The organism is Metabacillus mesotrionivorans (assembly GCF_052171315.1).
Classification (GTDB): domain Bacteria; phylum Bacillota; class Bacilli; order Bacillales; family Bacillaceae; genus Bacillus_P.
Genome location: NZ_JBQMFF010000006.1, coordinates 20,770 through 41,931, shown reverse-complemented (window position 1 = coordinate 41,931; position 21,162 = coordinate 20,770). Strand labels below are relative to the sequence as shown.

At 45.3% G+C, this 21,162-nt stretch carries 18 protein-coding genes; 14 read left to right on the top strand and 4 right to left on the bottom strand.

Annotated elements, in window-relative coordinates; all coding sequences use genetic code 11:
• Positions 1-19: 19 nt before the first annotated feature.
• From ACTSEZ_RS15795 to ACTSEZ_RS15760, 8 genes are all read left to right on the top strand, one after another.
• Entirely contained in the window at positions 20-2,095 is a 2,076-nt protein-coding gene (locus tag ACTSEZ_RS15795) for a carbon starvation CstA family protein (RefSeq protein WP_369735187.1), read from the top strand.
• On the top strand, positions 2,088-2,291 hold the full coding sequence (locus ACTSEZ_RS15790; protein WP_369735186.1) for a YbdD/YjiX family protein: 204 nt from the start codon (positions 2,088-2,090) through the stop codon (positions 2,289-2,291). The genes ACTSEZ_RS15795 and ACTSEZ_RS15790 overlap by 8 nt, the downstream gene beginning before the upstream one ends.
• 918 nt (positions 2,292-3,209) lie before the next feature.
• Entirely contained in the window at positions 3,210-5,489 is a 2,280-nt protein-coding gene (locus ACTSEZ_RS15785; protein ID WP_369735185.1) for a helicase C-terminal domain-containing protein, read from the top strand.
• Positions 5,490-5,707: 218 nt separating this feature from the next.
• Positions 5,708-6,865, top strand: a complete 1,158-nt coding sequence (locus tag ACTSEZ_RS15780) for an endonuclease (protein WP_369735371.1) — start codon at positions 5,708-5,710, stop codon at positions 6,863-6,865.
• 126 nt (positions 6,866-6,991) lie between these two features.
• Positions 6,992-7,606 carry a flavodoxin family protein gene (locus ACTSEZ_RS15775; RefSeq protein WP_369735184.1) on the top strand — a complete coding sequence of 205 codons (615 nt, stop codon included), beginning with the start codon at positions 6,992-6,994 and terminating at the stop codon, positions 7,604-7,606.
• Positions 7,607-7,619: 13 nt separating this feature from the next.
• Positions 7,620-8,018: a VOC family protein gene (locus tag ACTSEZ_RS15770; RefSeq protein ID WP_369735182.1), complete on the top strand. Its 399-nt coding sequence runs from the start codon at positions 7,620-7,622 to the stop codon at positions 8,016-8,018.
• 110 nt (positions 8,019-8,128) lie between these two features.
• Entirely contained in the window at positions 8,129-9,553 is a 1,425-nt protein-coding gene (locus ACTSEZ_RS15765) for an SLC13 family permease (RefSeq protein WP_369735181.1), read from the top strand.
• A 117-nt stretch (positions 9,554-9,670) separates the two neighbouring features.
• Positions 9,671-11,563, top strand: a complete 1,893-nt coding sequence (locus ACTSEZ_RS15760) for an ABC-F family ATP-binding cassette domain-containing protein (RefSeq protein WP_369735180.1) — start codon at positions 9,671-9,673, stop codon at positions 11,561-11,563.
• Positions 11,564-12,137: 574 nt separating this feature from the next.
• Here the strand turns inward: ACTSEZ_RS15760 and ACTSEZ_RS15755 are convergent.
• From ACTSEZ_RS15755 to ACTSEZ_RS15740, 4 genes are all read right to left on the bottom strand, one after another.
• Positions 12,138-12,263: a hypothetical protein gene (locus ACTSEZ_RS15755; protein ID WP_267881666.1), complete on the bottom strand. Its 126-nt coding sequence runs from the start codon at positions 12,261-12,263 to the stop codon at positions 12,138-12,140.
• A gap of 63 nt (positions 12,264-12,326) precedes the next feature.
• Complete coding sequence (locus tag ACTSEZ_RS15750) at positions 12,327-13,106, bottom strand: SDR family oxidoreductase (RefSeq protein ID WP_369735179.1); 780 nt, start codon at positions 13,104-13,106, stop codon at positions 12,327-12,329.
• Between the two features lie 97 nt (positions 13,107-13,203).
• Positions 13,204-14,691: a sodium:solute symporter family protein gene (locus tag ACTSEZ_RS15745; protein WP_369735177.1), complete on the bottom strand. Its 1,488-nt coding sequence runs from the start codon at positions 14,689-14,691 to the stop codon at positions 13,204-13,206.
• The gene (locus ACTSEZ_RS15740) at positions 14,691-14,891 is read right to left on the bottom strand and encodes a DUF3311 domain-containing protein (RefSeq protein ID WP_369735176.1); all 201 of its coding nucleotides are present in this window, start codon (positions 14,889-14,891) and stop codon (positions 14,691-14,693) included. The genes ACTSEZ_RS15745 and ACTSEZ_RS15740 overlap by 1 nt, the downstream gene beginning before the upstream one ends.
• A gap of 298 nt (positions 14,892-15,189) precedes the next feature.
• Here ACTSEZ_RS15740 and ACTSEZ_RS15735 point away from each other — a divergent pair, with 298 nt between their 5' ends.
• The 6 genes from ACTSEZ_RS15735 to ACTSEZ_RS15710 all read left to right on the top strand — a co-directional run bounded on the left by ACTSEZ_RS15735 (position 15,190) and on the right by ACTSEZ_RS15710 (position 20,890).
• Positions 15,190-15,540 carry a lmo0954 family membrane protein gene (locus ACTSEZ_RS15735; RefSeq protein WP_029567146.1) on the top strand — a complete coding sequence of 117 codons (351 nt, stop codon included), beginning with the start codon at positions 15,190-15,192 and terminating at the stop codon, positions 15,538-15,540.
• A 21-nt stretch (positions 15,541-15,561) separates the two neighbouring features.
• Positions 15,562-16,203 (top strand): PspA/IM30 family protein, encoded by a 642-nt coding sequence (locus ACTSEZ_RS15730; RefSeq protein WP_369735175.1) that lies wholly within the window; start codon positions 15,562-15,564, stop codon positions 16,201-16,203.
• Positions 16,204-17,024: 821 nt separating this feature from the next.
• A complete protein-coding gene (gene liaF, locus ACTSEZ_RS15725) occupies positions 17,025-17,756 on the top strand; it encodes a cell wall-active antibiotics response protein LiaF (protein WP_369735174.1) in 732 nt (243 codons plus the stop codon).
• A complete protein-coding gene (locus ACTSEZ_RS15720) occupies positions 17,753-18,793 on the top strand; it encodes a sensor histidine kinase (protein WP_369735173.1) in 1,041 nt (346 codons plus the stop codon). Before liaF ends, ACTSEZ_RS15720 begins: the two co-directional genes overlap by 4 nt.
• Positions 18,786-19,418: a response regulator transcription factor gene (locus tag ACTSEZ_RS15715; protein WP_029285799.1), complete on the top strand. Its 633-nt coding sequence runs from the start codon at positions 18,786-18,788 to the stop codon at positions 19,416-19,418. The genes ACTSEZ_RS15720 and ACTSEZ_RS15715 overlap by 8 nt, the downstream gene beginning before the upstream one ends.
• A 164-nt stretch (positions 19,419-19,582) precedes the next feature.
• Positions 19,583-20,890 carry a methyl-accepting chemotaxis protein gene (locus ACTSEZ_RS15710; RefSeq protein WP_369735172.1) on the top strand — a complete coding sequence of 436 codons (1,308 nt, stop codon included), beginning with the start codon at positions 19,583-19,585 and terminating at the stop codon, positions 20,888-20,890.
• Positions 20,891-21,162 lie beyond the last annotated feature (272 nt).

The following is a 21,162-nucleotide window of genomic DNA, read 5'->3' as shown; positions in this document are numbered from 1 at the left end:
AATGAAAGGGTGAATAAAAATGAAAGCGCTTAAGTCGATCTTGATTTGGGGAATTGTTTCTGCTTTGGGGGCTGCAGGATTCGGAGTAATTGCTCTCAGTCAGGGAGAAAGCATCAATGCCATTTGGCTGCTCGTGGCAGCCGTTTGTTCATACGCTGTCGCCTACCGGTTTTACAGCAGATTTATCGCAAAAAAAGTGTTTGAGCTTGATGATAACCGCGAAACACCTGCAGAAACGCATAATGACGGAAAAGATTACGTGCCGACAAACAAATGGGTGCTGTTTGGACATCATTTTGCGGCGATAGCAGGGGCAGGGCCGCTTGTAGGGCCGATTCTTGCCGCGCAAATGGGGTATCTGCCCGGAACAATCTGGATCATTGTCGGGGTTATTCTTGCAGGAGCTGTCCAGGACTTTATCATCCTGTTCGGATCCATGCGCCGCAAAGGAAAATCATTAGGGGAAATGATTAAAGAAGAAATTGGTCCAATAACGGGAATCATTGCGATGATTGGAATTCTTGGCATTATGATTATTCTTTTAGCTGTTCTTGCTCTCGTTGTTGTAAAAGCTCTCGTTGGAAGTCCGTGGGGCATGTTTACAATTGCGGCCACCATTCCGATTGCCATCTTCATGGGGATTTATATGAGGTATATCCGACCGGGAAGAGTGGGAGAAGGATCGATAATTGGGGTGATCCTGCTGCTTTTGTCCATTTATTACGGACAGCATGTGGCAGAAACGCCGGAGCTTGCCAAGATGTTTACATTCAGCGGCGAAACAATCGCCATTCTTATGATCGGATACGGGTTCATTGCCTCAGTGCTGCCTGTTTGGCTCCTGCTTGCACCGAGGGACTACCTCAGCACGTTTTTAAAGATTGGCACCATCCTGGGCCTTGCTGTTGGAATTATTGTGGTGGCACCTGATCTGCAGATGCCGTCCGTGACTCCTTTCATAGATGGCACAGGGCCTGTATTTGCCGGGAATCTGTTTCCATTCCTGTTTATTACCATCGCATGCGGAGCTGTTTCCGGTTTCCACGCACTTGTTTCTTCAGGAACGACTCCAAAAATGATAGAAAGAGAGTCACACGCCCGTCCAATCGGATACGGTGCCATGCTGACTGAGTCATTTGTAGCTGTTATGGCCATGATTGCTGCATGTGTGCTGACGCCGGGTATATATTTTGCCATCAACAGTCCCCCTGCTTTAATTGGAACAGACGCCGTTCAGGCTGCGTCCGTCGTTTCAAGCTGGGGATTCACAATCACACCTGATGATTTAACGGGACTAGCTGATGATGTGGGAGAAGAGACCGTTCTCTCTAGAACAGGCGGTGCGCCGACTCTTGCTATTGGCATGGCCTATATTTTTTCAGAAGTCATCGGCGGCAAAGCGCTTATGGCCTTCTGGTATCATTTTGCCATACTGTTTGAAGCGTTATTTATCCTTACAACGATTGACGCAGGAACCCGTGTCGGCAGATTTATGATTCAGGATCTCCTTGGACACGTGTATAAGCCGCTTGCAAAAACCGATTTCCTGCCTGCCAACATTTTAGCTACAGCCCTGTGTGTGCTTGGGTGGGGATACTTTCTTTATCAAGGAGTCATAGACCCGCTTGGGGGAATCAATACACTGTGGCCGCTGTTTGGAATTGCAAACCAGATGCTTGCCGGAATTGCGCTGCTTCTTGGAACAACCATCCTGTTCAAAATGGGCAAGAAAGCATATGTCTGGGTGACGCTCATACCGACTACATGGATTCTGATCGTCACAATGACAGCGGGCTGGCAAAAGCTTTTTCATGAAAATCCCAAGATTGGATTCCTTTCACATGCCGAACTGTTTAAAGGTGCTCTGGATAAAGGCGAGGTGCTGGCACCTGCTGCAAATGCAAGTCAGATGAAACAGGTGCTGATTAACGATTATGTCGATGCAGCACTGTGTGCCATTTTCATGATCGTCGTCATTGCCGTCCTCATAGCTGCTGTCCGCATCTGGATACAGGTCCTGACCAATAAAAAAACGACCCTCCATGAGGCGCCGTATATTACAAGGTCTGATGGAGGAGTGAGCACCCATGTTTAAAAAACTGACGGAAATGCTGGCACTGCGAAAACAGTTTATCAGTTTAATCGCAGGGGTTCCAAGCTATGAAAAATACGTTGAGCACATGACAAAGCATCATCCGGATCAGCCGGTTCAATCTAGAAAAGAGTTTTTCTGCGAAGCGCAGGATGCCCGCTATAATGCAAAGGGAGGCAAAGTGTCGCGCTGCTGCTGATGGAAAACGTGCCGTTCATCTTCGTGATGGGCGGTTTTTTTGCCGATGTGTGATTTCTTATCTGCCTATCGGATCTGAACGAGGCGCTTCCGCTTTTCTCTATATTATCCAGCTCCACCGCCCAATTAGCCTTGAGGAAAACGCTTTTAAGCGGGGTTAAGAACACAAAGTGGAGAGGGAGTCTGAAGGGAAATGCGCTTAAGCGGGGTTAAGAGCACAAAGTGAAGCGTGAGCCTGGGGGAAAATGCGCTTAATTGGGGTTAAGAGCACAAAGTGGAGCGTGAGCCTGGAGGGAAATGCACTTAAGCGGGGTTAAGAGCACAAAGTGGAGCGTGAGCCTGGAGGGAAATGCACTTAAGCGGGGTTAAGAACACAAAGTGGAGGGGGAGTCTGAAGGAAAATGCGGTTAAGCGGGGTTAAGAGCACAAAGTGAAGCGTGAGCTTGGAGGAAAATGCGCTTAAGCGGGGTTAAGAGCAAAAAGTGAAGAGTGAGCCTGGAGGGAAATGCGCTTAAGCGGGGTTAAGAGCACAAAGTGAAGGGGGAGTCTGAAGGAAAATGCGCTTAAGCGGGGTTAAGAACACAAAGTGGAGGGGGAGTCTGAAGGAAAATGCGGTTAAGCGGGGTTAAGAGCACAAAGTGGAGGGGGAGTCTGAAGGAAAATGCGGTTAAGCGGGGTTAAGAGCACAAAGTGAAGCGTGAGCCTGGAGGAAAATGCGCTTAATTGGGTTAAGAGCACAAAGTGGAGCGTGAGCCTGGAGGGAAATGCACTTAAGCGGGGGTAAGAGCACAAAGTGAAGTGTTAACCTGAAGGGAAATGCGCTTAAGCGGGGTTAAGAGCACAAAGTACAGTACTACACAGTCTTTACAAAACGGGCGCTTCCGCTTTGCTGATGCTAAAATAAAGTCAGGTGATAAAAATGAGAGAAATCCGAATTTCAGTCCGCTCCCTTGCTGAGTATGTTTTCCGGGCCGGAAGCATTGATGCACGGTTCCGGACATCAGCGACGATGACAGAAGGTACAAAAGCCCACCAGGCCATTCAGAAAACATATGGAGAGCTTGACCAGAGCGAAGTCATGCTGAAAACGAGTGTAACCCACAAAGAAATTGCGTTTCTGCTTGAAGGAAGATGCGACGGTCTGCTTTTGTCAGAGGAAATTCCCGTCATTGATGAAATTAAATCAACCTCGCGGGATCTTTCAGACATAGAAGAAGACGCGTATCCCGTCCACTGGGCACAGGCTAAATGCTATGCATACATGCTTGCCGAAGACCGCGGACTTGAAGCTGTATGCGTTCAGCTGACATATGTCAGTGTGAAGTCAGGTGAACAGGTTCGCTTCAGAAAACCATTTTCTGCAGAAGAACTGAGCTCGTTTATGGAAGGTTTAATCAGCGCCTATTATCCGTACGCCGAGGCAAGAGCGGAGCATCTGGAAAAAAGAAATACTTCCATCAAAGCGTCTGAATTCCCGTTTCAAACATACAGAGAAGGTCAAAGGAAGCTTGCCGGAACGGTGTATAAAGCCATCGATGATAAAACAGATCTGTTTGCACAGGCATCAACCGGAATCGGAAAAACCATCTCCACCATCTTTCCTGCTGTCAAAGCGATAGGTGAAGGCAAGCTCGATACGTTTTATTATTTAACCGCCAAAACGATTACCCGGAAGGCAGCAGAAGACACTCTGGCTTTTATGGAGAGCAATGGCCTTCACGTGAACAGCGTAACGATAACAGCTAAAGACAAGGTCTGTTTGAAAGAAGAAACCCGGTGCCAAAAAGAGTACTGCGAGTTTGCGAATGGCTACTATGACAGAATCAATGAAGCTGTTCTCGATATTCTTAAAAGTGAAACAAGGATGACTGCCGATGTCATCCATCACTATGCACAAAAGCATACAGTGTGCCCGTTTGAATTCTCACTGGATCTCTCCAATACGGCAGATGCCATTATCTGTGATTATAACTATGTATTTGATCCGCGCGTTTCTCTTAAAAGGTTTTTTGATGAGCAAAAAAAGAGGACAGCGCTTCTAATTGATGAGGCCCACAATCTCGTTGACAGGGGAAGAGCGATGTTTTCTGCGGCGCTTAAAAAATCAGATTTTCTGCAGCTGAAACGGGAATTTAAAACGAAAAACCAAGGTGTCTTTGAAAACGCCAAAAAAGTAAATGATTACTTTATCGCACAAAAGAAGCAGCCTGAACAGCTGATGAAGGATAGACCTGAAGAGCTGATTGAAATGCTTCAGCCCTTTTCGGAAGAGGCGGAAAGAGAGCTATTGTCTGGGAATGCCTCAGAACTTTTGCTTGATGTTTATTTTCAAGTGCAGGCCTTTCTTAAGATCTCATATCTGTATGATGAACGCTTTGTCACGATTGCAGAAGCAGACAAAAAAGATGTAATCATTAAGCTAGTTTGCCTTGATCCGTCGTTTCTCCTGAAGCAGGTGAAAAAACCGTACCGTTCAAGCATCCATTTCTCTGCGACGCTCTCTCCGCTTTCTTTTTATATGGATATGCTGGGAGGCACATCAGAAGATTATCAGGTTAAGATTCCGTCTCCGTTTGCAAAGGAAAACCTGGAAGTCTATATTATGCCAATCTCCACAAGATATCATGACAGGGATCGAAGCCGTATGCCCATTGCGGTGATGATGAAGCAGCTGTTTGAGGAGCGGCGCGGGAACTACCTGGTATTTTTCCCTTCCTATGCCTATATGAAAGAAGTTTACGAGACGTTTGAGGAGCTGGACCTTCCTATTAAAACGATGCTGCAGCACGCGCACATGACAGAAGCTGAACGAGAGGCGTTTTTGTACGCTTTTCAGGAAGACAGCAGCGAAACGCTGATCGGGTTCGCCGTCATGGGCGGCGTCTTTTCAGAGGGAGTGGATTTAATCGGGAACAGGCTGAACGGAGTGATTGTGGTCGGTGTCGGACTCCCGCAGATCGGTTTTGAGCGGAATGTTATGAAGGAGTATTTTCAGCAGTCAGGCAGAAATGGATTTGATTATGCCTACGTTTATCCGGGGATGAATAAAGTTCTTCAGGCAGGCGGAAGGCTGATCAGGTCTGAGGATGATACCGGCGCCATCGTGCTTGTGGACGACCGGTTTTTAACTGAGAAATACCAGGCTCTCTTGCCTGATGAATGGAGCAGCTTTTATCTTTTGAACAAGCCATTTATATAGGAGAGAAAGATGCACAGGCAGTCGGGTGCATCTTTTTTCTGTGCTGAAAGATTCAGGGCTTCCTAGTCTCATTCTCTCATCTTTCCAAAAACAGCAGGAATCTGACGTAAATTTACAAAATCATCATAAATAGTTAATAATTTCATAGTATTCTCTTTTAGTAATCAATTATTAAGGAGGAAAAAACGTTGCTTAAAAATAAGCCTGCCATTTTACTGATGAAGCTAGTCATGCTTCTTGCCCTGTTTATCCCTGTTCTGCAGACAACTCCAACACAAGTTCATGCTGCAGACGGTTCGCTGACTAATCCTTACTCGGTAGCAGAAGCAAATGCCAATCAAAACGGTACGGTCAAATCGGTCAAAGGTTATGTTGTCGGACAGCCGACCGGGACAAATACCGTCATTACAGGCAATTACCCGAACGACTATGCACTTGCACTTGCAGATTCTCCAACAGAAACAAGCACGTCCAAAATGATTTATGTGCAGATTCCGTCTTCTTACCGCTCTCAATTTGGTCTTATGACGAACCCTTCTTTAAAAGGAACTCAGATTAAAGTAACAGGCAAACTGGCTGCTTATTTTTCACACAGCGGTGTAATCAGCACAACTGCGATGGAAAAAACTTCAGGCGGAGGCACACAGCCTGATCCAGATCCAGATCCGGGTACGGAGCCATCCCCTTATGATGGTACGTACTATCAGACTGCAGTCGGCAAAACGGGTTCTTCTTTAAAATCAGCTCTTCATAATATTATCGATGATCATAGAGAACTCTCTTATGACAACGTTTGGGATGCCTTAAGAAATACAGATGAAGACCCGAATAACCCGAACAATGTCATTCTTCTGTATACAGGCCGCTCACAAGGTGAATTCACAAACGGCGGCAATGTGAACGACTGGAACAGAGAACATGTCTGGGCTAAATCCCACGGTGACTTCGGTACGGCTATGGGTCCCGGAACAGATCTTCACCATCTGCGTCCTACTGATGTAAGTGTCAACAGTTCAAGAGGAAACAAAGACTTTGACATGGGCGGCACAGAGCATTCAGAAGCACTTGGAAACTATACGGATTCTGACTCATGGGAGCCGAGAGATGCTGTCAAAGGCGATGTAGCGAGAATGCTGTTTTACATGGCCGTCCGGTATGAGGGAGACAGCGGAGAGGTGAATCTTGAGCTGAACAACAGCGTAAACAATGGAACAGCACCGTACCATGGGAAAATGTCCGTCCTGATTCAATGGCATAAACAGGATCCGGTTGACGCCCGTGAAATGAGACGAAACGACATCATCTATAAAGACTATCAATACAACCGCAATCCATTTATTGATCATCCGGAATGGGTGGACGCTATTTGGAATTAATGATGAAAGCCTTCCCGGTTTACGGGAAGGTTTTTATGTGCGGAAATCTCAAAGCAGATCTCATGTTTGACCTCTTTGAAAAAAAGGAAATAAACACCTATAACCACGAATAAAGGAGACGGAGATATGCTTAAAGCTCTTTATTTGAATTGTTCCTTAAAGAAAGGCAATGAGCCTTCAAACACTGAATCGCTCATGAAACAGTCTCAAAAGCATCTGGAAAACGAAGGGGTACAAACAGAAGAACTGAGAATTTCCGATTACAATCTTGCTTTTGGAATGGCAGAAGATTTGGGACGGGGAGATGAGTGGCCGCTGATCCTTAAGAAAATTGCCGAGGCTGATATTGTTGTCATAGGGACGCCTCTCTGGCTTGGCGAAAAAAGCAGCATAGCCTCACTCGTCATGGAAAGGCTTTACGCATCAAGCAGTGAAACGAATGAAAAAGGCCAGTCTATTTATTATAATAAAGTAGGCGGTGTCGCTGTAACAGGAAATGAGGACGGCGCAAAGGAAGCCTCGCGCTCCATTCTCTACGGACTGCAGCACATCGGCTTTTTGATCCCGCCGAATGCAGATGTCTACTGGGTCGGCGAGGCAGGACCGGGACCTTCCTATATGGAAGCAGGGAAGGAAAATGCCTTTACAATTAAAAACACGCGCACGATGAGCATGAATCTTGTGCATCTTGCAAGGCTCCTGAATGAGCATCCAATTCCTGCGGCGGGAAATACCCTTTAACGGAGTGTGGAAAATGATTTGGAATGAGGCGATACAGCATGTGAGCCTGTCTGTAACAAATCTGCAGGCAGCGAAGCATTTTTATGAGAACGTCCTTTGTCTGACGGAAATCGACAGGCCTCCGTTTGATTCAGAGGGAGTCTGGTATAAAATCGGAAATCAGCAGCTTCACTTGCTGGTGGATGAAAACTCTCAGACACTTCGGAAACAGCATAACCTTGTCTCGACAGAAGGTCACCTGGCTCTTAGAATGGCAGATTACCAGGCTGCTGTTGAGTGGCTGGCAAAGCATCATATCGAGTTTCGGGAAGATGTGAATGGCGTCAGCGGCTTTGACCAGATTTTCCTGAATGACCCGGACGGCAATCTGATCGAACTGAATGTAGAGCAAAACAAGCAGAAAGAGGGCTGAAGCAGCCTTCTTTTTTTCTTGGGAAAAACACCGCCGTTCGACATTTCCGTGGAAATAATTAAAGGGTTTTGCTGATTCTTGTAGAAATCCTGAAAATGGAGGTGGAGAAGATGAAAGTTTATACAGCGCCCAAACTGACAGGATTACTTCTTGGGCCGGCCAGTTTTTTACTCTTGTTTTTCCTAATACCCGACACAGAGCTTTCAGATGCTCCGCGTGCAGTGCTCGCTGTCACATCATGGATTGCGATCTGGTGGATTACAGAGGCGATACCGATACCGGCAGCTTCCCTTATGCCGCTCATTCTTCTGCCGATTACAGGCGGGCTTGATATTGATTCCGCTGCAAAAGCATATGGGAATCCCACTGTCTTTATGTACATGGGCGGATTTATCATTGCCATTGCCATTGAAAAATGGAATCTTCACAAGAGAATCGCTCTTTATATCCTAAAGCTCATCGGCACTCAAAGCCACCGGATTGTCCTTGGGATCATCCTCGCTACAGCGTTTCTATCCATGTGGATCTCAAATGCTGCGACTGCCCTGATGATGCTTCCTGTTGCACTTGCTCTTATTAAAGAAGTAAAGGTAAAGGAAATTTTAAAAGGAGACTCCCTTCACAAATTCAGTAAATCCATCCTCCTTTCAGTAGCGTACGCTGCGTCGATTGGAGGTCTGGCAACCCTTGTAGGTTCGGTGCCTAATGCCGTATTCGCAGCGATGTCGAGGGAAATGCTCGATCGTGAAATTATGTTTTTTGAATGGTTCTTATTCGGGTTTCCAATTACGGTGATCCTGCTGGTCATCCTTTATTTCTATTTGACAAAGCTTCAATTCAAAGTGGATTTTGAAACCGGCAAGGAAACGGATTTCATTAAAAAAGACTTGAAAGCACTGGGCTCAATGAGTACAGAAGAAAGATGGGTCGGCGTCATCTTTTTAGCAACGGCATTTCTGTGGATGTTTAAGTTCATTCTGCCATTTGCTGTATCGGATACCGCTATAGCAATATTCGGTGCGCTTTTGCTTTTCTTAATTCCAAGCAAAAAAGGAGAAAGACTGCTTGAATGGAATGATATGAAGCAGCTGCCGTGGGGGCTTCTTCTTCTGTTTGGAGGAGGGCTATCTCTTGCAGAAGGTTTTTCTGCTTCTAAACTGACGGAATGGATCGGCAGCAAGCTGAATCTTTTGGAAGCGTTTCCGTATTTGCTGATCATCATTATACTGACAGCCGCCATTTTGTTCATGACGGAAATCATGTCCAATACGGCTGTGTCCAATATGATCATTCCGATTACAGTAGGACTTGGACTAGCGATCGGGGTTGAGCCATACGGTTTGATGGCTGTTGCCGCGCTTGCTTCATCATGTGCGTTCATGCTCCCGATCTCCACTCCTCCGAATGCCGCCGTGTTCGGTGCTGATGTGCTGAAGATATCGGATATGGTCCGGGCAGGCTTCTGGATGAATATTGTATGTATTGTCATTATTGTTTTAGGTGTCTATTTTTGGCTGCCGGTTGTTATTAAGTGAAGGAATGGAGGGTGCCGCGGGCGCTCTCCTTTTTGCGTGAAGCAAATCTGCTTTTTTTCTCCCCCGGCCTGCTGTACAATGAAAGGAATGAAATCTTGAATAAGGGCGGAGTTTGGCATGAGCATTCTTTCTGTAGAGAATTTATATAAAACATACGGTGAAAAAACATTGTTTGATCACATTTCTTTTTCGATTGCTGAAAAACAGCGGATTGGCCTGATCGGAACGAATGGCACGGGAAAATCGACCCTGCTGAAATTCCTTGCAGGAGTTGAAACGGCTGAAGAAGGGAAACTGATTCACTCCAACTCGTTTCATATCGAGTATCTTCCGCAGCAGCCAGAACTTGAAGAGGAGCTGTCTGTTCTTGAGCAAATTTATTACGGCGACTCTCAGATCATGAGAGTGATGCGCGAATATGAGCTCGCCCTGTCAGAACTTGAACAAAACCCTGAGGATGAGAAAAAGCAGTCCAGGCTGCTTGCCCTTCAGCAAAAAATGGATGAACATGATGCGTGGGAAGCAAATACGGTTGCCAAAACAGTTCTTACACGGCTTGGCATTTCTGATTTCGCAAAGCCGGTGCGCCAGCTGTCCGGCGGCCAAAAAAAACGGGTGGCAATTGCAAAAGCATTGATCCAGCCTGCAGACCTGCTCATTCTTGATGAGCCTACCAACCATCTGGACAACGAAACGATTGAATGGCTTGAAGCTTTTTTGGCCCAGTATAAAGGATCGATTTTGCTTGTTACGCATGACCGCTATTTTTTGAATCGGGTAACGAACCAGATTTTTGAACTGGAATATGGAAAGCTGTATGTATATGAAGGAAATTACGAGGTGTTTCTTGAGAAAAAGGCAGAGCGGGAGTTTAACGCCGAACAGTCTGAATCCAAGCGCCAGAACTTGCTTCGCAGGGAGCTCGCCTGGCTGAGAAGGGGAGCCAAAGCAAGAACAACAAAGCAAAAAGCCCGCATCGGACGTGCAGAGGAGCTTCAAAACCAGGAAGGGCCTGCCGCTAAGCAAAGTGTTGATTTTGCCATCGGTTCAACCCGGCTTGGCAAAAAAGTCATCGAGCTTGAAGATGTGTCTAAATCATTCCAGGACAGGACTCTGATGAAGGATGTCAGCTACCTTGTTGTTCCCGGAGAAAGGCTTGGCATTATCGGACCAAACGGAAGCGGAAAATCAACACTGCTGAACATCATCGCAGGACGCATCCAGCCTGATAGCGGTACCGTTGAAATAGGTGAAACGGTGAAAATCGGCTACTACACCCAGGATCACGAAGCGATGGATGAGGATCTTCGCGTAGTCGAATATATTAAGGAAGTCGCAGAAGTTGTTCAGACTGTAGATCACCAAACAATCACAGCCGAGCAGATGCTGGAGCGGTTCATGTTCCCGCGCTCTATGCAGTGGACCTACATCCGCAAGCTCTCAGGGGGAGAACGCCGCAGACTGTACCTGCTGAAAGTTCTGATGCAGGAGCCGAACGTGCTGTTTCTGGATGAGCCGACAAATGACTTGGACACCCAAACCCTGAGCGTCCTGGAAGACTATCTCGACCAGTTTCCCGGTGTTGTCATTACCGTATCCCATGACCGCTACTTCCTCGACCGCGTGGTAGACCGACTTCTTGTTTTTGAAGGAAACGGGGCTGTCAGCAGATTCCAGGGGAGCTATACAGACTTCATGGATTCCCGGAAACAGGTAAAAGAACCTGAAAAAAAAGAAGCTGCCAAACCTCAGGAAACCGCTCCGAAGCAGCGCAAAAAACTCTCCTACAAAGAACAGCAGGAGTGGGATGTTATTGAGGACAAGATTGCAGAGCTTGAGGAGAAAAATGAAGCACTTGAGGCTCAGATTGCCTCAAGCGGCAGCGACTACGGTAAGATCCAGCAGCTGATGGAACAGCAGCAGGCCGTCGAAGCCGAGCTTGAAGCCACAATGGAACGGTGGGAAGAGCTTTCCCTTATGGTAGAAGAAATTGAAAAAGCGAAGCAGTGAATGAAATGAAAGTGCCCCGGGTGAAATGTCCGGGGCATTTTTTGGTGGTTGGGTTTGATAGGTGGAGTTATTGCCTGGAGGCTTAATCAAAATAGAACCATCAATCCAAGAAACTTAGAGGTTGATGGCACTTATAGAGCGGAAAAGAACCATCAATTCAAGGAACTCAGTGTTTGGTAGTACTTATCGAGCTTAAAAGAACCATCAATTCAAGAAACTCAGGGTTTGGTGGTACTTAACAAGCTGATAAGAACCATCAATTCAAGGAATGAAGAGGTTGGTGGTACTTATCGGGCTTATAAGAACCATCAAGTCAAGAATCTCAGAGGTTGATGGTACTTAACAAGCTGATAAGAACCATCAATTCAAGGAACTCAGTGTTTGGTAGTACTTATCAAGCTTATAAGAACCATCAATTCAAATAACTCAGTGTTTGGTGGTACTTATCAAGCTTATAAGAATCATCAGTTCAAGTAACTCAAATCTTGGTGGTACTTATCAACCACAAACAACTTCCATAAAGCTGCACCAATAGAAAAAGGCAGTCAGGATTCCACCTGACTGCCTTTACAATTCATTTCCCCAAGTCCTTTTTCGTTTGCTCACTTCGGATATTGATTTCTTTTGAAAACTCAGTATCCTGCTTTTTATTGTTTGGGTACTTGTTTTTCGATTCGCGGTTATCGTTTTTGTTTGTCATGAAAATTCCTCCTTATGATCAGCTGGTTCTTATTTTGCGTCCGGAGGGAGGTTTTCATTCCCATTAGAGAAGGGATTCGGCGCCGTCTATATAGACCTCTGTCCCTGTAATATGGCTTGAAAGGTCAGATGCAAGGAAGTACACGAGATCTGCGACCTGTTCAGGCGAGCCAGCTTTTTGTTCAAGCGGCTGTTCTCCTTCAGGAAACTCAACCGGAACTTCTACTTTTTCAATGTTTTCTTCTTCGGCAAAGGTGTTGCTGTCGATGTTTGTTTCGATTGCTCCCGGACAGATCATGTTGACTCTGATCTTATAGCCTGCAAGCTCGAGGGCAGCCATTTTCCCGAAACCGACCTGTCCGACTTTTGACGTGCTGTAGGCGGAGCGTCCAAACCCTCTAAACATGCGGGTACCGTTGATTGAGCTTGTGATAATGATGCTCCCGCCGTTTTTCTTCATATAGGGAATGGCATATTTTACGCTTAAAAAGGTGCTTCGCAAATTCGTATTGATCGTCTGGTCCCAGTCCTCAGGAGAAAGATCTTCAATAGGAGTCCACCTTCCGTTGATTCCTGCGTTTGCAAAAACAATATCGAGCCTGCCCCAAGCATCAATGACCTTTTTATAGCTGGTTTCCATCCTTTCGGCATCAGATACGTCGCATTCGACAATGATGGCCTCGCCGTTCATTTCTTCAATTTTCTTTTTTACGCTTTCCGCATTTTCTTCTTTTATATCAAGCAGCGCAACTTTTGCCCCCTGTTCAGCAAGCTTGATGGCCGCCGCTTCTCCAATTCCTGAGCTTGCTCCGGTCACAATGGCAACTTTTCCTGAAAGATTCAATGGTTTAGCCTCCCTTTGTTATATGTAATGGAGATATTATCCCCTTTTTTAAAAAGAAGGAAACCAGAAAAAAACAGGCACATGATGTGCCTGCTGTTTAAGCGCCTTTTCTGATAGCTGAATTATGGTTTTTCTTATGAAAAAGAAAGGCAGAAACGTTTGTTGATTTTGCTCTAAACAAAGGATTTAAAACCAATAACGCAAGGAAGTTGGCAGAAAGTCCCCAGAATCCTTCATAAATGCCAAACGAAAGACCTGTACCGTAGACGGTGAATGTCACGCCAAGTCCGACAAGCAAGCCGATAATCGTTGCTTCCCGCGTCTGCTTTTGCCAGAAGAGGCTTAGTACGACAGCAGGGAAGATCTGCACCATACCGGATACTCCAAGCAGCTGAAGCGAAACGAGCGCTGTGGGGAACAGGAGTCCGAATACGAGGGCAAGTCCGATAACCAAAAAGACCATGCTGCGTGTAATCATTGTCAGCTTCGCCGGTTTTACTTTAGGGTTGATCAAGTCTCTGTAGATATTGTTTGCAAACAGGTTGGATGCACCAATGGCCATAATTGAACATGGAATCAGGGATGCAAGGGCAATTGTTGAATAAGCAAGTCCCTGGGCAATGCCGCCGTATGATGTTTGAATCAGTGTAAGCAATGCAAACCGCGGATCTGTTTCGCCCGGCAGTACCAGATAGGCAATAAAGCCAAGGAAAATGACGAGAATTAAAACAACGTTATATAGGGGCAGGAACATAGAATTTTTTCTGATGGCATCTTCGCTTTTTGCTGTGAAGACGCCTGTTGCTGCGTGAGCCCACATGAAAAGTGCCAGTGACGACACGATGGCTGCTGTTGCAAACCACATTAAGCCTTTTGGACCTGACTGAGGGATGGTCAGGAGCTGCGGTGCATCCGTGATGACCTTATCAATCATCGGCGTCCATCCGCCGAAATGGATAATCGGCAGGGAGGCGACCATGAAAAGCATGATGGCCCAAACAAGAACATCTTTAATGATTGCTGTATAAGTAGGTCCTTTAATTCCGCTGAAAAACGTGTACAGGGCAACAAGGAAAAAGGATGTAATCACGACAACCGTAACATTGATGTAGCCTGTACCTGCCACACGCAGGGTATCCATGATGCCGCTCAGCTGCAGATCGATATATGGAATCAGCATCAGTACGCCGACAATCGCAATCAGCGAAGAAAGAAGCTTGCTGTCAAAACGATCACGGGCATAGTCAGCAAGAGTAGTGAACTGAAATTCCTTTGCCGTCCTCCATAGCTTCGGAAGGAAGAAATAGGCGATAAAATAAGCTAAAACGGAATAGGGAATAGCGAAAAACGCTACGCTTCCGGCTTGGAATGCTGTACTTGTCAGACCAAGGAATGTATAGGCCGTATAAAGGTCAGCGCCGACAAGGAACCAAACGAGAAGCCCGCCGAATTTTCTTCCTCCGACTGACCATTCTTCTACAGAACTTCTGGAAGACTTGTCACGGCCTGCAAGAAAACCGATTAATACAACGGTTAAGATGATACAAATCGTGATGCCCAATGCTGTTGTATTTCCCTGCTGCATTATTCAAGACCTCCCTGTTTTTTCTGGATTCTGAAAATTGCCCATGTGCAAAGCGGCGTAACCGCGATCCACAGGAAGAGCCAAAATTGAAGAAACGGGAGCCCGAGGATCACCGGTTCAATTTTATTGGCAAAAGGAAGCAAAAGAATCTGTAAAAATGGGATGAAAATAAGAATTCCTATTAAATATTTCTTTTTCACTAAAATGCCTCCTGTCTCCTCTTTGTTGAATGTTCACTATGATAACAAGGAAAGAAGTATTGAACAAGAGGGAATTTTTAAAATTATTTAAAAATTTATTATTTTGAGGTTTTTTAGATGGTTTTGGAGGCGGATTGTGCAGCAAACGAATGTGTAAATGTGTAAACAGCTTTTTCATGAAGATTATTAAGGTCTGTAAGGAGCTAAGCCTCAGGTCTTAGTTCAAATTAAAGCTCAGGCTCGTTATGGGAAAACCGCATGGAAGGTAGGATAGAACTATAGAAAGGAGGAACAGAACATGAAAAAATTCGGGTTACTGATCATTGGAGGGATTGCAGCAATCGTGCTGCTGGCAAACCTTGCGCCAATGCTTGCACTGGCTATCAGCCTGGTCATCCTTTATTACGCATATAAAGGGTTCATGAAAACAGATTCAAAGGGAATGAAAATTTTCTGGGTAATCGCCGGAATCATTGCACTCTGTGCATCAGCTTCAAACCTTCCGGCAGTGATCGGCGCAGCGGCAGCATACATCCTTTATGTAGTATACAAAAAATGGAACAACAAAGAAGTGACGGCAGAAAAAGAATCAGCCGATCCATTTACGAACTTCGAACGCCAATGGGCAGAAATGAAAAAAAACAATTAATTAACTGAGGAGAGATACATGATGAGCAATTTATTGACACGAATCAAAGAAACACTTGCAGCCGATTTTCATGAAATTCTGGACCAAAAGGAAAAGAAAAACCCAATCGCCTTATTGAATCAGTATTTAAGAGAATGCGAACAGGAAACTGATAAAGTCCGCAAATTAGTGGAGAGACAGTATCTGCTTAAAGAAGAATTTACGCGTGAATTAAAGCAGGCTGAGCATCTCGCGGAAAAACGCAAACGCCAGGCTGACATTGCCGCACAGGCAGGAGAAAGCGAGCTGCATGAGTTTGCAGTAAGAGAGCATGAACAGTATCAGGAACGGACAGTACGAATCAGTGAATCACTTAAAGAAGTGTCAGGCCAGCTTGCGGAACTTGAGCGCAAGTATGAAGAAATGAAACATAAACTAAAGGACATGTACATTAAACGCATGGAATTGATGGGCCGGGAAAATACAGCCCGCGCATCTCACCGCATGAATAAGGTCCTCGACAGCAGCAGCTATTCACAAGGAGCACATACACGTTTTGATGAATTGGAAAGCTATATTGACCGACTTGAAAACGAAGTGAATACGGGCTACTACCGCAGCACAATTGACGGAAGAATCGCTCAGCTCGAAAAAGAACTGAAAAAAGAGGATTCTGCAGTCTGAAAACATGGTATCCTATAGAAGGCGCGGGTTTCTGCGCCTTTTTTGGAAGGTGTTTTGTACAGATATTAAATGAAAGAATATAAAATTCTGCACACTGTCCAGCTTCAGCGGCCAACTCCTCCGCCAGAACAAAATCCCCCAAAAAGTCAAAAGCGGACTTTTCGTGTGATTTCTTATCTGGCTTCCGGAGCTAAACGAGCCATTTCTTAGGTAATAAGAGTATAGAGTTCTGCACACTGTCTAGCTTCAGCGGCCAACTCCTCCGCCAGAACAAACTGCCCCAAAAAGTCAAAAGCGGACTTTTCGGTTCAGTTCTTATCTGACTTCCGGAGCTAACCGGCCGCTTCCGCTTTTCAAAGTAAAGAAGAATATAGAATTCTGCACATTGTCTAGCTCCAGCGGCCAACTCCTCCGCCAGAACAAAATCCCCTAAAAAGTCAAAACCGGACTTTTCGTGTGATTTCTTATCTGGCTTCCGGAGCTAACCGGCCGCTTCCGCTTTTCAAAGTAAAGAAGAATATAGAATTCTGCACACTGTCCAGCTGCAGCGCTCAACTCCTCTGTCAGAACAAAATCCCCCAAAAAGTCAAAACCGGACTTTTCGTGTGATTTCTTATCTGACTCCCGGAGCTAAACGAGCGCTTCCGCTTTTCAAGTAAAGAGATATACAGAGTTCTGCACATTGTCTAGCTCCAGCGGCCAACTCCTCCGCCAGAACAAAATCCCCCAAAAAGTCAAAACCGGACTTTTCGTGTGATTTCTTATCTGGCTTCCGGAGCTAACCGGCCGCTTCCGCTTTTCTAATAAGGAGGTAAGCCCACATGCTCAAAAAAGCCAACGCCGATGTGATTACGTATATTCTTTTAATTGGGGTCGTTCTTTTAATGCTTGAAGTCTTTTTTGATCACGGTGGACTTATCTTTTTCCTGCTTCTGTCGTCTGTCTGTGTTTATTTTGGAAAAAAGAGACTCAGCAAAAAGACGGGGAAGCTGCTGTTTTGGTTCGGGTTGATCAGTTTGATTATCACCGTTATGAATTTGTGGGCAGTGAAGTTTCTTATCTGTGCCCTGGCAATTTATCTGCTTGTTCAATACAGGCATTCGAAAAAGGCACCTGCAGTTGTTGAACCCCAATTGAAAGAATCTCTCTCTTTAAAAAAAGAAGATGTGATTTATAAAAGACCGATTCTTGGAAACAATGTATTCGGGCAGCAGTCAACGCCTGAAGAGATTTATGAGTGGAATGATATTAATATACAGAATGGCATCGGCGATACGATCGTTGATTTGAGCAATACGGTACTGCCGAAAGAGGAAAATATGATTATCATCCGCAATTTTATAGGGAATGTAAAGATTCTCATTCCTTATGAAGTGGATGTGTCTGTCCAGCATTCGTCATTTGCAGGAGCTGTCCGCGTTTTCGGCCATCATGAGCCCAAATTGTTTAATCAGAGCATTTCCTATCAGACAGCAGGGTATGATGCTTCGGTTCAGAAAGTGAAAATTATTACTTCTTCTATTGTCGGAGACTTAGAGGTGAAGCGGATATGACCAGCATTCTGAGACAAATGGCTCTTGGTGCTGCGATTTCGGTTTCTGTCCTTGTTTTTCTTTCGGCAAGTTATTTTTTCATGTTTCCTCTGAACGACTGGAGCATTCTTTGGGAGAAAGAGATGCTTGATCTTCCGTTTATTTATTTTGTCCCGGCCGTCAGTGTGTTTATCGGACTGCTGCTGGGGCTTTACTCGGGCGTTTTTCTGCGCAGCGATATTGGACAGCTTTCAGACGCCCTTTCCCAGCTTGCCCGGGGAAAGTATGTGGATAGTGACTTTCCGAAAAAATCAGGTGACTTTGAGAAGATGTGGCATTCTTTGCGCCAGCTGCAGAAGCATTTGACGGAGCAGACAAAGCTGTCGCAAAAACTCGCAAATGAAAAAGCTGAAGAACAGGAAAAACGCATTCAGAAAATCGTCTCCGAAGAACGCAACAGGCTTGCACGAGAGCTTCACGACTCTGTCAGCCAGCAGCTGTTCGCAGCATCAATGATGATGTCAGCGATCAACGAATCAAGTGACAGCAGGGCGGAAGCAGAAAACAGGCAGCTGCAGATGGTTGAGCAGATGATTCATCAGTCACAGCTTGAAATGAGAGCGCTCCTGCTTCATCTGCGTCCTGCCGCCCTGAAAGGAAAAACTCTTCAGGAAGGCATGAAAGATCTGCTTCAGGAACTTTCACAAAAGGTGCCGATGGAAGTCAGCTGGAAAATGGAAGATGTGCAGCTTGATAAAGGAATAGAGGATCATTTATTCAGAATCCTGCAGGAATCCGTTTCAAATACGCTCAGGCATTCAAAAGCAGAAACGCTTGAAGTGCTGTTTATCGAGCGGGATGATCTGGTGCTCCTCAGAGTGATCGATGACGGAATCGGATTCAAAGTAGATGCAGCCAAAACAGGAAGCTACGGCTTGCAGAACATGCACGAACGGGCGGCACAGCTTGGCGGAACACTAAAGATTGTGAGTTTTCCCGGAAAAGGCACAAAGCTTGAAGTCAAAATTCCGCTTGTAAGGGGGGAAAAGGATGATTAAGGTATTATTTGTAGATGATCATGAAATGGTAAGGATCGGGGTATCTTCTTATCTTGCAGCCCAAAGCGACATTGAGGTTGTCGGTGAGGCGGACAATGGCTTTACAGCAATTGAACTGGCCCTCGAACTGCGGCCTGATATCATTTTGATGGACCTTGTCATGGACGGAATGGACGGAATTGAAGCTACCCGGCAGATTATTGAAAAGTGGCCGGAAGCAAAAATCATCATCGTCACAAGCTTTCTTGACGATGAAAAAGTATACCCGGCGCTTGAAGCAGGTGCGACAAGCTATATGCTCAAAACATCCAAGGCAAGTGAAATTGCAGAGGCAGTAAGAAAGACATTCCACGGACATTCTGTTCTTGAACCAGAAGTGACAGGAAAAATGATGATGAAAATGAGGCAGAAGCCTGTCCATCATCCGCACGATGAACTGACTGCCCGCGAAATGGAGATCCTTCTGCTTGTGGCTGAAGGAAAAACAAATCAGGAAATAGCTGATGAACTGTTCATCGCGCTGAAAACAGTCAAAACGCATGTAAGCAACATACTAAGCAAGCTGGATGTGCAGGACAGAACTCAGGCTGTTATCTACGCGTTCAAGCATTCGCTGGTCAACTAAAACACAGACTCGGGGTTTGTGTTTTTTGTTTATTCACAAACAATCTTCACCCGGCACATTATATCTTTTGACACCTCTAATCGTTTCCCGTTTCCTGCCGATATAAGGAGAGAACTTTCTTTTCCAAGAAGGGAATCTCAAGGTAGAAGGTAAGGAGAACAAGCATGCTGACACTTTTTTCTAAGAAACAGACAACGGATGCATTTCATCCGGTTATGGAATTTCCTGAAGATGACGCGGTCATTGCCACTTCAGAGCGAGAAATAAATGCAAGACTGATCTATATGGGTTTTACGAAAGAACAGCTGGCTGTTTTAAAAGAGCTAAAGCCTGTCGTTCTGCCTCTTCTGGACGAACTTCTTGAAAAGGTCCTGACACATCTTTACAAACAGCCGATGCTCAGCAGGATTGCAGCAGATCATTCCACCCGGGAGCGATTAAAAGCTGTGTTTGTTGACTACTTTCAAAGTCTGTTAAGTGGTGAGATGGACGACCGCTTTTTTGATATGAGAAAACGGATCGGCGGCACACACAGCCAGACGCATTTGCCTGTAACGTGGTTTCTTTCTACGTATTCAGCCATCAGCACACTCCTGCTTCCGAAAGTTGTGGAGCTGCTGCATCAGGAACCTCAAAAGCTTTCTACAGCGTTGCTTGCGATTACACATGCGATTAATTTGGACTCCCAGCTTGTTGTTGATCAATATATGCAAAAACGAATGAACGAACTGAAAGAATTGAACGAGGAAAATATCAGTCTGCAAAAAGAACTGTCCATAATCAGCCAGGAAATGGCGGCGTCCGTTCAGCTGACTGATTCCACAATGGATGATACTAGTGCAAAAGCAGAACAAATTCGCGAGGAAATCCAATCTACGAAGAAAACAAGCGAACATCTTCTGAAGCTGACGAATGAAAATGAAAAACAGATGGATGAAATGGTCTCTGTCTTCGGGGAAGTATTTTCAAAAGTCGAAAACTCTCTCGAGGGTATTGGAGACCTTAAAAAGATTTCCGACCAGATTACGAGAATGACAAAGGAAATTGAAGGCATTGCAGACCAGACAAACCTTCTTGCTTTAAATGCATCCATTGAGGCAGCAAGAGCAGGCGATCACGGCAAAGGCTTTGCGGTTGTTGCAAGCGAGGTCAGAAAGCTAGCAGAAGATTCAAAGCGGACCAGCAATGAAATCAATGCCCTTACTTCTAACAGCAATAAACACATGGATACAATCGTCACGATTATGAGTTCCATGAACGAGTCCACCCAAACCTCCCAGTCCCAAATCCAGCAGGTGCGCAGCGGATTAGTTACTGTAAAGACGGAAATGGAAAACTACATGGAAATGTTTGAACGAAACAAAACAGACCTTGATGCAATCGTGGATTCCATTCAGGAGATTAATAAGACGACTGAGAGTCTGTCAGATTTGGCGAAAGTCCTTCTGGATAAAGCTGAAAGCAAAATGTAAATCACTTCAAAGGGAGCTTAATAGCTCTCTTTTTTTATGTGAGCGGGTTATTAGTAAATGGCAGTAAGAAGCGATAGGCAGCGGTGGGAAAGGAGTTGGTTGTAAATGAGGAATAGTTGGTAGTAAATAATCTGTAGTTGGTAGTAAATCGGCGAAAGTTGGCAGTAAATAAAGGATTGTTGGTAGTAAACTGATAGTAGGCAGTAAATGAGCTGTAATTAGTACTAAACGTATAGTTAATCTATCAGCAAAGAGTAAAATCAGCATGTCAT